Here is a 12,770-nt window from a genome sequence, read left to right on the forward strand (position 1 = left end):
GGCGATTCTGCTCTGCGCCCTGCACCACCTACTGCTCCACAACCGACACTGGAAAATCCTGCTCCGAGACGACGAATACTGGCTGCAACCCGCCGCCGAGATCGACCCCGAGCAGGCGCTCATCGCCCTACCGAGCAAGAACCCGCTCATGCTGCCAGCCTCACCCGATCTGTCGGCCACCGCCCGGCGCGTGCCCGGCGGCTCAGCAAGCGACAGTGCTTGGGGTAGCGTTCTGCCTGCACGATCGCAGCACGGTCTTCACGCGCTCGACCAGCGACACGCCCTCGACCAGAGACAGGGGAACGACCCGCGACCGGGCCACCCACTCGACGATTACCGCCACTAGGCGGAACAGTCCCGCTGTTCGCGCAGTTTCGGTCATTCGCTTGGTGAGCGGGTCAGGCGGTTCGGCGGACCCGCGCCAGCCAGGTCATCAGGTGGTAGATCACGATGGCGGCTACGGTTCCGAGCGCGATGCCGTTGAAGCTGAGCGCTCCGGCATTAAGCGTGAAGTCGGCGATGCCGATGATCAGCGCGGTCGCTGCCGTGAACTGGTTCACCGGCTTGGAGAAGTCGACCTTGTTGTCGAGCCAGATCTTCACGCCGATGACACCGATCAGCCCGTAGAGCGCCGTGGTGACTCCGCCGAGCACACCGTCGGGGATCGTGAAGATGATCGCACCGATCTTGGGGGAGAGACCGAGCAGGATCGCGACGATTCCCGCAACCCAGTATGCGGCCGTTGAGTAGATGCGGGTCGCCGCCATGACGCCGATGTTTTCACCGTAGGTCGTGGTACCGCTGCCGCCGCCGAAGCCGGCGAGCATGGTGGCCAGGCCGTCGGCAAGCAAAGCCCGCCCGGTCAGCCGGTTCACCTTCGCATCCGTCATCTGGGCGACCCCCTTGATGTGGCCGACGTTCTCGGCGATGAGCACGAGCACAACCGGGAGAAAAGCGGGCAGCACGCCGAAGACGGCGGCCGGGTTCTCAAACGGGTTAGCCGGCGCGGTGAAGGGCGGCAAGCCGATCCAGGCGGCTTCGGCGACCCGACTGAAATCAACTTCGCCGAAAAAGACCGCCGCGATGTAGCCGACGACCACGCCGAGAAAGATCGACAGCCGGCCGAGGATGCCGCGAAACAGCACGGTGCACAAAATCACGGCGAGGAGGGTGATGAGCGCGGTGAGCGGTGCCTTCTCGAAGTTGGCCTTGGCGACCGGAGCGAGGTTGAAGCCGATCAGTGCGACGATGGCGCCCGACACGATCGGCGGCATCAGCCGGTCGATCCAGCCGGTGCCGGTGAGTTGCACGATGACGCCGACCAGGGCGAGCAGTACCCCGACGGCGAGGATTCCGAACAGAGCGCTGCTCATTCCGGCCGAGGCCGTTGCCGCGGTGATCGGTGCGATGAAGGCGAACGACGAGCCGAGATAGCTGGGCAGTTTATTGCCGGTGATCAGCAGAAAGAGCAGTGTTCCGATGCCCGAGAACAGCAGCGTCGTGCTCGGCGGAAAATCGGTGAGCAGCGGTACCAGAAAAGTCGCACCGAACATGGCGACGACGTGCTGCGAGCCGATTCCGATGGTCAACGGCCAGTTCAAACGTTCGCCAGGACCGACGACCTCCTGCGCCCCGACCGTTTTTCCGTCGCCGTGCAGGGTCCAGGGCAGTGCCATTGTGGTTCTCGTTTCTTCAGGTGCGTGATCTGACTCGAGCGTAGTCGCCGAGCAGTGCCGCTCGCACGGCATCGCTCTGACAGCGCCGCGGAATAGACTCGCTGCATGAGTCAACTCGCTGATCCCACCACCGAGGCAGGTCTTGAGGTGCGAGTATCCACCGGTCTGCTGCGCGGGGTGCGCGAGCGCGGAGTGCTCGCCTGGCGCGGAATCCCCTACGCGGCAGCTCCGGTCGGTGACCGGCGCTTTCGTGCCCCGCAGCCGGCACCGTCCTGGCGCGGGGTACGCGATGCGAGCGAGTGGGGCCTCGTCGCCCCGCAGAGTCACAAGGGGCAGTTTCGTGGCGCTCATCCACGCATCCCGCAGGGGGAGGACTGCCTCAATCTCAACGTGATCGCTCCCGACGAGCGGATGCGTCAGGGTGCGGGGCTGCAAAGCGCCCTGCGCCCCGTGATGGTGTTCATCCACGGCGGTGCATACAGCGTCGGTTCCAGCCGCGAGGTGCCGCGCCAGGGCGAGGGACTCGTTCGGCGCGGCGGCATCGTCTACGTCAGCCTCAACTACCGGCTCGGGGCTCTCGGGTACCTGGACTTTTCCCGGTATGCCACGCCGGAGCATCCGTTCGAGAGCAATCTGGGGCTGCGCGACCAGGTCGCCGCACTGCAATGGGTGCAGGGCAACATTCGCGCCTTCGGCGGAGACCCGGATGCCGTCACCCTGTTCGGTGAGTCAGCCGGCGGTAACGCGGTCACCACCCTGATGACCGTACCGAGTGCCGCCGGGCTGTTCCACGGGGCGATTGCGCAGAGCGCGCCGCCCAACGCGGTGTATCCGAGTGACCTCACCGCGCGGTGGGCTGGCGAGTTCGTGGACAGTCTGGTGGACAGCCCCGGACCGCACAGCAACGCGGATGCCGCCCGCCTGCTGCTCGCGACCGACCCGGCCAGGCTCGCCGAGGCGACGACGGCGCTCACCGTGCGCACACCAGACCAAGACCCGGGAACGATTCCCCTCTGCCCGGTCATCGACGGCGACTTTCTGCCTGAACGCCCGCTCGACGCCTTCCGGGATGGTCGGGCCGCCCGCATCCCGCTGATCATCGGCACCAACGCGCGGGAGGGCTCGCTGTTCAGCGGCCGCATCGACATTCTCGCCACGACGCCCCCGCGCATCCGCGCGATTTTCAAGAACACCAAGAAGAAGGCGAAAAAGGCGCTCAAAGCGCAGTATCCGGGAATTCCGGCGCTGCGGGCCGCGCTCGATTTCGGCGGTGACTACTCGTTCTGGTACCCGAGCGTGAAGGTCGGCGAACGCCATTCCCGCTATGCCCCGGTGTACTTCTACCGCTTCGACGCGGCGCCGCGCCTGCTGCGGCTGATGGGACTCGACGCCACCCACGGCCTCGAACTGTTTCCGTTGTTCGACCGGCTCGACGGCTGGTTCGGTCGTGGCATGACCGCGCTGGGCGGTCGTCGCGCCTTCCAGAACATCGGCGCCCGAATGCAGGACTGGTGGCTCGGCTTCGTAGCCGGCGGCGTGCCATCGGCTACGTGGCCGCGCTACGACGAAACCACCCGTGAGACGCTCATCATCGACCAAACCGACCACGTCGAAGCCGACCCGAATCGGGAACGACGTCTGGCCTGGGGACGGTTCGTGCCGCACGTGTGAGGGGTCGGTGCCGTCGTAGACTGGAACCTTGCGTTAAACGCCACGGCACCGGGAGCACACCATCAGCAGCACCGAAACACCCACTCACGCGGCCTCGCCGCAGCCGGCAGCACGTGGCCTGAAGGCCCGCGTCGACTCGTATTTCGAGATCACCAGCCGGGGCTCCACCTGGTCCCGAGAATTTCGCGGCGGCGTCGTCACCTTTGTCACGATGGCCTATATCGTCATTCTGAACCCGCTGATTCTCGGCGGCTTCAGCGCCGACCAGGCCGCCGTCGACGTGGAAGGCGGCTGGCTGCCCAATGAGCAGGTCGCCGCCGTCACCGCACTGACGGCCGGCGTCATGACGATTCTGTTCGGCGTCATCGCCCGCCTGCCCTACGGCTTCGCAGCCGGGCTCGGCATCAACTCGTTCCTCGCCGTGAGCGTCGTCGGCCAGGTGACCTGGGCTGAGGCGATGGGCCTCGTCGTCATCAACGGCCTCATCATCGTGCTCCTCGCTTCGACCGGCCTGCGCGCACTCATCTTCAACGCCATCCCGCGGCAGCTGAAAATCGCCATTACCGTCGGTATCGGCCTGTTTATCGCGTTCATCGGCCTTGTCGACTCCGGCTTCGTGCGCGCCAGCGGCGCGAACTCACCGCCGGTTCAGCTCGGTGACGCCGGCTCGATCGCTACCCTGCCGACCGCGGTCTTTGTCGTCGGGCTCATCATTATCGGCGTGCTTCTGGCTCGTAAGGTCAAGGCTGCGCTGCTGATCGGCATCGTGGCGACCACCGCCATCGCCGTGATCCTCGAGGCCATCTTTAAGGTCGGGCCCTCGTTCGGCACCAACCCGGCCGGCTGGAACCTGAACGCCCCGGTGCTGCCGACAAGCGTTGTCGCGCTGCCCGACCTCGGCCTGATCGGCCAGGTCTCCTTCGGTGCGTTCGAACGAATCGGCATGCTCGCCGCGGTGATGCTCGTCTTCACCCTGGTCTTCACCAACTTCTTCGACGCCATGGGCACCATGACCGGACTGGCCAGTGAGGCCGGCCTGGCCGATCAGGACGGCAAGTTCCCGCGGCTGAAATCGGCACTGATCGTGGAGGGCATCGGCGCCGTCGCCGGCGGGGCCACGAGCGCCTCCTCGAACACCGTGTTCATCGAATCGGGCGCCGGAATCGGTGAGGGCGCCCGCACCGGCGCGGCCAACGTGATCACCGGCATCCTCTTTCTGGCCGCCATGTTCTTTACCCCGCTGACCCAGATCGTGCCTCTCGAAGTGGCTGCCGCCGCGCTCGTGATCGTCGGAGCACTCATGGTGTCGCAGATTCGCCACCTCGACTTCACCGAATTCTCCAGCACCCTGCCCATCTTCTTGACCATCATCGTGATGCCGCTGACCTACTCGATCGCCAACGGCATCGGCGCCGGGTTCATCAGCTGGGTGCTCGTGCGCAGCCTGTCGGGCAAGGGCCGCGAGATCAGCCCGCTGCTCTGGGTTGTCGCGGCCGGGTTCGTGCTCTTCTTCGTGCGCGGCCCGGTCGAGGCGCTGCTCGGCTGAAGCCCTGATCGGTGACTAGCGCGGCGAACGGATGTCGGGGCTCACGCCCGTGAGATTGGCCCGCTCAGCCCGCCTATTCGAGAAAACCGCGCAGCAGCAGGGCGGTCCCGCTCAGGTGCTCCCGCATGGCGTCGGTTGCGGCATCCGGTCGACCGGTGAGAATTGCGATGACGATCTGTTCATGCTGCTTGTTGGAATGGGCGATGTTGGGCGCCAGCAGGGGAATGGCATCGAGCAATTCGTTGAGCCGCATGCGCACGTCGGCGAGGAGCGGCACGAGCGACGGCGAACCGGCCAACTCGCCGATATAGAGGTGCAGGCGGGAATCGACGCGGCGGTACTCATCGGCGTCGGCGGCCGCGGCCGCCTCCAGGCTCGACCAGAGCAGCTCACGTTCCGGCGGGGACAGCACGCGGCCGGCGGCGGCGCGGGCGCCGCCGACCTCGAGAATGTCCCGCAGGGTGAGCACGTCATCGATCTGGGCTGCGGTGATCGACGGGTGCGAGGCGCCGGTTGGGTTTTTCTCCGCCAGCAGCGGCGGCGCGGGCAGCACGTTGCTGACGAAGGTGCCGCCGTAGCGCCCACGCCGGGAAATCAGGTAGCCGGCCCCGGCAAGGGACGCTATCGCCTCGCGCAGCGTGTCGCGACTGACGCCCAATTGCGCAGCCAGTTCTCGTTCGGCCGGCAGCCGCTCGCCCGGCGCGATCAGACCCAGCCGCACCGTTTGCAGCAGTCGTTGCACCGTCTCTTCGAACGTGTTGGTGCCAGAAACAGGGCCCAGGAGCAGGTCACTGCTCAGGCCTGCCGTCGGCGGTCCGGCACTACTCTGGCGTGACATAGGCCGAGCTGATGCCACCATCCACCAGAAAGGTGGTGCCGGTCATGAAGGACGAGTCGTCACTGGCCAGAAAAGCAACGGCCGCCGCGAGCTCTTCGGGTTCGGCGAAACGACCGATCGGAATGTGAACCAGCCGCCGAGCTGCACGCTCGGGGTCCTTCGAGAACAGTTCCTGCAGCAGGAGCGTGTTGACCGGCCCCGGGCAGAGTGCGTTCACCCGAATGCCCTGGCGGGCGAACTGCACGCCCAGTTCCCGGCTCATCGCGAGGACTCCGCCCTTTGACGCGGTGTAGGAGATCTGGCTGGTCGCTGACCCCAGCACGGCGACGAAACTGGCGGTGTTGATGATCGATCCGCTGCCCTGACGCACCATATGGCGCAGGGCCGCGCGGCAGCACAGGTACACCGATTTGAGGTTGACGTCCTGCACTTTTTGCCAGGCGGGAAGTTCGGTCGTCTCAATGGAGTCGTCGTCGGGCGGAGAAATTCCCGCGTTGTTGAAGGCCACGTCGACCGATCCATAAGCCTCGAATGCGGTGTCGAAGAGATGATCCACCTGGTCCTGATCGGTGACATCGACCTTGACGAAGAGACCGCCGACCAGATCTGCGGCCGCCTGGCCGGCCGTGTCGTCGAGGTCACCGATGACGACGATGGCGCCCTCGGCGCTGAACCGCCTGGCGGTGGCCAGGCCGATACCACTGGCCCCGCCGGTGATGACGGCGACCTTGCCTGCCAGGCGCTGGGTCAGGTCGATGGGCGTGATACTCACAGGTTCTCCTTCAGTGTGGAACTAGTCAACCGCGATGAAAACGTTCTTGGTTTCAGTGAAGTGCAGGGGGGCATCCGGTCCCAATTCCCGCCCGAGTCCGGACTGCTTGAACCCGCCGAACGGGGTCGAGTAGCGCACCGACGAGTGCGAATTGACCGACAGGTTGCCCGACTCCACGCCGCGGGCAACGCGAATGGCCCGGCCGACGTCCCTGGTCCAGATCGAACCGGACAACCCGTAGTCGGTGTCATTGGCGAGCTTCACGGCATCGGTCTCATCGTCGAAAGGCAGCACGGTCACGATCGGGCCGAAGATCTCCTCGGTCACGCAGCGATCAAGACGGCTGGAGGGCGTGAGTACGGTCGGGACGATCCAAAACCCCGGGCCGGTCGGAGCGCTCCCGCGGAAGGCGACCGGTGCATCCGCGGGCAGATACGCCGACACGGCAGCGTGATGCTGTCGTGAGACCAAGGGGCCCATCTCGGTGGCCGGGTCGGTCGGATCGCCGACCCGTACCGCGGCGACAGCCGGTTCGAGCAGCTCCATGAACCGATCGAACACGCTGGCCTGCACCAGGATACGACTTCGCGCGCAGCAATCCTGGCCCGCGTTCTCGAACACGCCCGACGGCGCTGCAGCGGCAGCGCGTTCCAGGTCGGCGTCGGCGAAGACGAGATTGGCGCTCTTGCCGCCCAGTTCCAGGGTCACCCGCTTGACTTGGTCGGCACAGCCGGCCATGATCTGCTTGCCGACGGCGGTCGAGCCGGTGAACACGACCTTGCGTACGTCGGGGTGCGTCACAAACCGGTTTCCCACGACTGAGCCACGCCCAGGCAGCACCTGGAAAAGTCCTTCCGGCAGACCCGCGTCGAGGGCGAGTTCTGCTAAACGGATGCTTGACAGCGGTGTCCATTCCGCCGGTTTCAAAACCACGGCGTTTCCGGCTGCGAGGGCCGGCGCGAATCCCCAGGCACCGATCGTCATCGGAAAGTTCCACGGAGTGATGACACCGACCACGCCGAGCGGCTCGTGGAAGGTGAGGTCGATACCGCCCGCGACGGGGATCTGCTGCCCGAACATGCGCTCGGGAGCTGCCGAGTAATAGTCGAGCACGTCACGCACGTGCCCCGCTTCCCAACGCGCCTGCGTGATCGGATGCCCCGAGTTGCGGACCTCGATTGCGGCCAGGTTTTCCCGGTCAGCGTCGACAACTTCTGCGAATCGCCGTAAGACGCGGGCCTTGTCAGCGGGCACCACGCTGGCCCACACCGTCTGGGCCAGCACGGCACGGGCGATCGCCTCGTCGGTTTCGTCCAGGCCCCGGTGCTCGACGGTTTCACCGATCGATTCATCGGCCGGGTTGACGACGGTGTAGCTGCTCATGCTGTTTCCTTTTCTGCCCCTGCCGGATACCGTGCCGGATGCGGTTCTGGCTTGGCCCGGTGCTGCCTGGCCGCTCGAAAGTCGCGCGCGGCGCTGATCAGTCCGGCGAAGAGGCGAAGGTCGTCGGGCGTTTGTTCCGGATGCCACTGAACGGCCATCCCGAACGGCACCGTCGTCAGCTCCACAGCCTGCACGATGCCGGCATCCGTTGCGGCTGTCACCCGCAGACCGGCGGCGACGCGGTCTATGGCCTGGTGGTGGTACACCGGCACCGCCGGCAGGAGCGTTTGGTTGCCCAGCAGTTCGCTGAGCCTCGACTCTGGTTCGACGGCAACGTCGACGACATTGAACACACCGTTGCCGGCTTGATAGGTGGTGTCGCCGACCAGGTCGGGCAGATGCTGGTGGAGACTCCCACCGAGGGCGACGTTGAGCATCTGCGCCCCCCGACAGATGCCGAGAAACGGCAGTTCGCGGGCGATAGCCTGGTGCAGCAGCACCTCTTCCCAGGCGTCTCGATCGGGTCGGGGCTCGTCGGTCTGGGGATGGGCGGCCTGCCCGTAGCGAGCCGGGTCGACGTCTTTACCGCCGGTGACGACCAGGGCGTCGAGCCCGTCGAGCACCCGGTTGGCGATGGCGGCGTTCACGGGCTGGGGCGGCAGCAGCACGGCGATGCCGCCGGCGTTGGTGATCGCGTCGAAATAGACGCGCGGCAGAATCGCGGCCGGCACATCCCAGACCCCGGTCTGGGCTTGTTCGAGATAGGTGGTCAGGCCGATCACCGGTCTGGCGTCAGAGTCACTGAAAGTCTCAGAGTCGCTCAAAGCCGCGCACCCGCTCCCAGTCGGTCACGGCGGCGTTGTAGGCGTCAACCTCGATGCGAGCGTTGTTCAGGTAATGCTCGACGACCTCGGTGCCGAACGCCTCGCGGGCGGCGACGGAACCGGCGAACAGTTCGGCCGATTCGCGCAGAGACGACGGAACTCGCGGCACGTTGCTGGTGTACGCGTTTCCCTGGTAGGCGGGTTCCAGCTCGAGTTCGTGCTCGATGCCGTACAGGCCAGCCGCGATCAAGGCTGCGACAGCCAGATATTGATTGACGTCGCCGCCGGGAACCCGGTTCTCCACCCGCAGAGCCGCGCCGTGCCCGACGACGCGCAGGGCACACGTTCGATTGTCGAGCCCCCAGGCCAGCGCTGTCGGCGCGAAACTACCCGGCACGTAACGCTTGTACGAGTTGATGTTGGGGGCGGAGAACAGGGTCAGTTCCCGCATGAGCGCAACCTGTCCGGCCAGGAACTGTCGGAAGAGCGTTGACATGCCGTGTTCAGCCTGGGCGTCGTGAAAGACCGGTTCACCTCCCGGGCCCTGCAGGCTGATGTGGATATGGCAGCTGTTGCCCTCGCGCTCGTTGAACTTGGCCATGAACGTGAGGCTCTTACCGTGCGCGTCGGCGATCTCCTTGGCGCCACTTTTGTAGACGGAATGGTTGTCACAGGTGGCCAGGGCGGTCGCATAGCGGAACCCGATCTCCTGCTGCCCGAGATTGCACTCGCCCTTCACTCCTTCGCAGTACATGCCGGCGCCGTCCATGGCAAGGCGAATATCGCGCAGCAGCGGTTCCATTCGAGTGGATGCCAACAGCGAATAATCGATGTTGTAGTCGCTCGCCGGCGTGAGGCCGTGATACCCCTTCTTCCAGGCCTCGCGGTAACCGTCGTCGAAGACGATGAACTCGAGCTCGGTTGCACAGAACGGCTTGAGACCATGTTCGGCCAGTCGGTCCAGTTGCCGGCGCAGAATCTGACGCGGAGAGGCGAGCACTGGCTTCTCGTCGAGCCAGTGCAGGTCGGCGGTGACGAGCGCTGTTCCGGGCAGCCACGGGGCCAACCGCAGCGTGTCGAGGTCCGGGATCATCGCCATATCGCCGTAGCCGTGCGACCAGCTCGACGTGGCATAGCCATCGACGGTGTTCATCTCGACGTCGACGGCGAGAAGGTAGTTGCAGCATTCCGCGCCATGAGCGGCAGCATCCTCCAGGAACAGCCGCGCGGAGAGTCGTTTACCAACGAGTCGGCCCTGCATGTCGGTGAACGCGACGATCACCGTGTCGATCTCGCGGTTGGAAACCAGAATGGTCAGGTCGTCGAGGGTGAGGTTTCCGGATCGAGTATTCACTGGGCTTCTCCTCGGTGCCGTTGAGTCGGTGCGGATGAGTCGGTGCGGGTGAGGCGTCAAACGGGTCAATCGTGCAATTTGCAACCATTAGACCACACTTCATCAGCGCGGGAGCGGTGCTCGGGCTTTGATTCACGAACCTGATTTTCTTCAAAGGTATATACAGCGAACCATTCCCCGCCTAGCATCGTGGCAACCTCACTGAACGATTGCGCCCCGCCTTCGGCTAAGTCCTCGGGTGCGCGACGAGCGCAAAGGAATTGAGATGTCCAAAGACACCTTGAAAGTTTCGGGCGTGAAGTACACCACGGCGCAGGCCGGCTACTTCGAGAAGCGCCGCCTCACCCGCAGCGCGGGCATCTGGGGCCTGTGGGGCCTGGCCGTGGCTGCGGTGATCTCCGGTGACTTTTCGGGCTGGAACTTTGGTATCGACTTCGCCGGTTTTGGCGGAATGCTGGTCGCCTTCCTGCTGCTCATCGTCATGTACTACGGGATGATCTTCAGCATCGGCGAGATGGCGTCTGCGATGCCGCACACCGGCGGGGCCTACTCGTTCGCCCGCGCCGCCATGGGCCCCTGGGGCGGGTTCGTCACCGGGCTGGCCGAGACCATCGAGTACGTCGCGACCACCGCCGTCATCGTGTATTTCTCAGCTTCCTACGCCGACGGGATCACGCAGGAACTGCTCGGTGTCTCCCTGCCGCCGTGGGTGTGGTGGCTCATCCTGTACGTCGCTTTCATCGCACTCAATGCTGCCGGAGCGGCCATCTCCTTCAAATTCGCCATCGTCGTCGCGATCATCTCCATTGCCATCCTGCTGGTGTTCTCGGTGATGGCCGCGTTCTCCGGTTTGTTCAGCTGGGACAGCCTCTTCAATATCACGCCGGATGCCGGTCAGAGCGCCTTCCTGCCACACGGAATCGTTCCGATCCTGTTCGCGCTGCCGTATGCCATGTGGTTTTTCCTGGGCATCGAGGAACTCCCGCTGGCCGCCGAGGAATCGCACAATCCGGTGCGGGATATCCCGCGGGCCGGCCTCATCGCTCGCACCACGCTGATCGTAACGGGCCTGCTTGTGCTGTTTCTCAACACCGGAGTGGTGGGTGCGTCCGAGATTGCCGGATCGAGCGAGCCTCTGCTCGATGGGTTCCGAGCGATTGTGGGCGACGGCGCCGCAGCGGTGCTGGCCCTGTTCGCGCTGATCGGGCTCTTGGCCTCGTTGCAGGGGATCATGTTCGCCTACGGACGGAACATGTATTCGCTGTCGCGGGCCGGCTACTACCCGAAGTTTCTGTCACTCACCGGAAAACGTCAGACCCCGGCCATCGCCCTGCTCGTGGGTGCGGTCATCGGTTTCGTCGCCCTCGTGCTGGTCGATTCGCTCGGCGGGGCCGGGGGCGTCGCGGGAGCCATCGTGCTCAACATCGCGGTCTGGGGTGCTGTGATCGCCTACGTGCTGCAGATGGTGTCGTTTGTGCTGCTGCGCAGAAAGTTCCCGAACGCGAGCCGCCCGTACCGCAGCCCCTGGGGCGTTCCGGGTGCCGTCATCGCCGGCATCCTCTCACTGGCGATCTTCTTCGGGTTCTTCATCAACGAACCGGCACGCCCGGCGATTGCGGCCATCGCCGTGGTCTACCTGGTGATGCTCTTGGCCTTCGCCTTCTGGGGGCGCAAGCGACTCGTTCTTTCACCCGAGGAGGAATACGCGGTCTCGGGCGGGTTGCACCGCGACCCGCAAGCGGATGGCTACGGCGGCACGGTCGAGGATGAACTGCTCGCCCGCGACGGCAAGGACGACCCGCGCCTCTGACCAGGACCTCGGGGCGCGGCTAGATCTCGCGACAGTGCGTCGTGAGCATGCCGATCTTGTCGATCGAGATGGTCACGGTGGAGCCGTCGCGCAGAAAGATCGGCGGTTTGCGGCTGTAACCGGCACCGCCAGGGCTGCCGGTGGAGATGAGGGTTCCCGGCATCAGCGTCGAGGTTTTGGACAGGTAGGCGATGATCTCCGCGACGGTGCGCACCATGTCGCCGCTCGAGGCGTCCTGCAGAATGCGACCGTCGACGTGCGTGGTCAGCCATAGGTTCTGCGGGTCGCCGATCTCATCGGCGGTGACGACGAGCGGACCGGTGGGCGTGAAACCGTCGAAGGACTTGCAACGGGACCACTGGGCCTCGGAGAACTGCAGGTCGCGCGCGGTGATGTCGTTCACGACGGTGTACCCGAAGACATAGTCCAGCGCGTTGGCAACCGACACGTTGTGCGCTGGGCGACCGATGATCACACCGAGTTCGGCTTCGTAGTCGACCTGGGTGGTGAGGTCACGCGGCCAGGTGATGGTCGAGCCGTGCCCGGTGAGCGAGTTCGGCCAGAGCGAGAAAACGGTCGCCGCCGTCTCGAGGCGCAGGCTCAGCTCGGACGAGTGCGCGGCGTAGTTGGCGCCAATCGCGATGATCTGCGGCGGGCGCAGCACCGCGGAGGAATGCCGCAGCTCGTCGATCGGCGTTAGTGCTGCACCGTTCGAGACGGCATCGAGGCTGAGCGCGCGAATACGTTCGTACCCGGCCTCGCCCTGTTCGAGCAGGTCCTGCAGGTCGCGGGGGGCATCATCGATGACCTCGTCGAGGAACAGCGCCGCATCATCGAAGATCACGGCCAATCGGGGAACGGAGGAGCCGTCAACTCGTAGATGCGCAAATTTCACT

Annotated in this window: 11 protein-coding genes; 4 read left to right on the plus strand and 7 right to left on the minus strand. The window is 65.3% G+C overall.

Annotated elements, in window-relative coordinates; all coding sequences use genetic code 11:
• Positions 1 to 346, plus strand: a 346-nt coding sequence (locus BMW72_RS18845) for a hypothetical protein (protein WP_208598222.1), incomplete at its 5' end; no start/stop codon positions are given.
• Positions 347 to 398: 52 nt separating this feature from the next.
• Here BMW72_RS18845 and BMW72_RS15365 read toward each other — a convergent pair.
• Positions 399 to 1,676 (minus strand): uracil-xanthine permease family protein, encoded by a 1,278-nt coding sequence (locus BMW72_RS15365; protein ID WP_092112100.1) that lies wholly within the window; start codon positions 1,674 to 1,676, stop codon positions 399 to 401.
• A gap of 105 nt (positions 1,677 to 1,781) precedes the next feature.
• On the opposite strand from BMW72_RS15365, the gene BMW72_RS15370 reads away from it, so the two are divergent.
• Entirely contained in the window at positions 1,782 to 3,347 is a 1,566-nt protein-coding gene (locus tag BMW72_RS15370) for a carboxylesterase/lipase family protein (protein ID WP_092112102.1), read from the plus strand.
• Between the two features lie 118 nt (positions 3,348 to 3,465).
• Complete coding sequence (locus BMW72_RS15375; RefSeq protein ID WP_277871556.1) at positions 3,466 to 4,893, plus strand: NCS2 family permease; 1,428 nt, start codon at positions 3,466 to 3,468, stop codon at positions 4,891 to 4,893.
• A 73-nt stretch (positions 4,894 to 4,966) separates the two neighbouring features.
• Here BMW72_RS15375 and BMW72_RS15380 read toward each other — a convergent pair whose 3' ends face one another.
• Genes BMW72_RS15380 through BMW72_RS15400 form a run of 5 tightly spaced genes read right to left on the minus strand, consistent with a single transcriptional unit; the run spans position 4,967 to position 10,064 of the window.
• Positions 4,967 to 5,731, minus strand: coding sequence for a FadR/GntR family transcriptional regulator (locus tag BMW72_RS15380; protein ID WP_092112108.1), 765 nt, complete (start codon positions 5,729 to 5,731; stop codon positions 4,967 to 4,969).
• Positions 5,715 to 6,503, minus strand: coding sequence for a 3-oxoacyl-ACP reductase (locus BMW72_RS15385; protein ID WP_241983998.1), 789 nt, complete (start codon positions 6,501 to 6,503; stop codon positions 5,715 to 5,717). Before BMW72_RS15385 ends, BMW72_RS15380 begins: the two co-directional genes overlap by 17 nt.
• A gap of 21 nt (positions 6,504 to 6,524) precedes the next feature.
• The gene (locus BMW72_RS15390; RefSeq protein ID WP_092112110.1) at positions 6,525 to 7,886 is read right to left on the minus strand and encodes an aldehyde dehydrogenase family protein; all 1,362 of its coding nucleotides are present in this window, start codon (positions 7,884 to 7,886) and stop codon (positions 6,525 to 6,527) included.
• A complete protein-coding gene (locus BMW72_RS15395; RefSeq protein ID WP_198410942.1) occupies positions 7,883 to 8,710 on the minus strand; it encodes a gamma-glutamyl-gamma-aminobutyrate hydrolase family protein in 828 nt (275 codons plus the stop codon). Before BMW72_RS15395 ends, BMW72_RS15390 begins: the two co-directional genes overlap by 4 nt.
• Positions 8,697 to 10,064, minus strand: a complete 1,368-nt coding sequence (locus BMW72_RS15400; protein ID WP_174843178.1) for a glutamine synthetase family protein — start codon at positions 10,062 to 10,064, stop codon at positions 8,697 to 8,699. Before BMW72_RS15400 ends, BMW72_RS15395 begins: the two co-directional genes overlap by 14 nt.
• A gap of 265 nt (positions 10,065 to 10,329) precedes the next feature.
• On the opposite strand from BMW72_RS15400, the gene BMW72_RS15405 reads away from it, so the two are divergent.
• Positions 10,330 to 11,874 carry an amino acid permease gene (locus BMW72_RS15405; protein ID WP_092112114.1) on the plus strand — a complete coding sequence of 515 codons (1,545 nt, stop codon included), beginning with the start codon at positions 10,330 to 10,332 and terminating at the stop codon, positions 11,872 to 11,874.
• Positions 11,875 to 11,893: 19 nt separating this feature from the next.
• Here BMW72_RS15405 and BMW72_RS15410 read toward each other — a convergent pair whose 3' ends face one another.
• The gene (locus BMW72_RS15410) at positions 11,894 to 12,769 is read right to left on the minus strand and encodes a fumarylacetoacetate hydrolase family protein (protein ID WP_092112116.1); all 876 of its coding nucleotides are present in this window, start codon (positions 12,767 to 12,769) and stop codon (positions 11,894 to 11,896) included.
• Position 12,770: the final 1 nt, after the last annotated feature.

The sequence above is a fragment of the Cryobacterium luteum genome, from assembly GCF_900110125.1.
Classification (GTDB): domain Bacteria; phylum Actinomycetota; class Actinomycetes; order Actinomycetales; family Microbacteriaceae; genus Cryobacterium; species Cryobacterium luteum.

Coding starts and splice junctions, on each gene's coding strand:
- BMW72_RS15370 (WP_092112102.1), top strand. CDS start 1,782: ATGAGTCAACTCGCTGATCCCACCACCGAGGCAGGTCTTGAGGTGCGA.
- BMW72_RS15380 (WP_092112108.1), bottom strand. CDS start 5,731: ATGTCACGCCAGAGTAGTGCCGGACCGCCGACGGCAGGCCTGAGCAGT.
- BMW72_RS15390 (WP_092112110.1), bottom strand. CDS start 7,886: ATGAGCAGCTACACCGTCGTCAACCCGGCCGATGAATCGATCGGTGAA.
- BMW72_RS15365 (WP_092112100.1), bottom strand. CDS start 1,676: ATGGCACTGCCCTGGACCCTGCACGGCGACGGAAAAACGGTCGGGGCG.
- BMW72_RS15405 (WP_092112114.1), top strand. CDS start 10,330: ATGTCCAAAGACACCTTGAAAGTTTCGGGCGTGAAGTACACCACGGCG.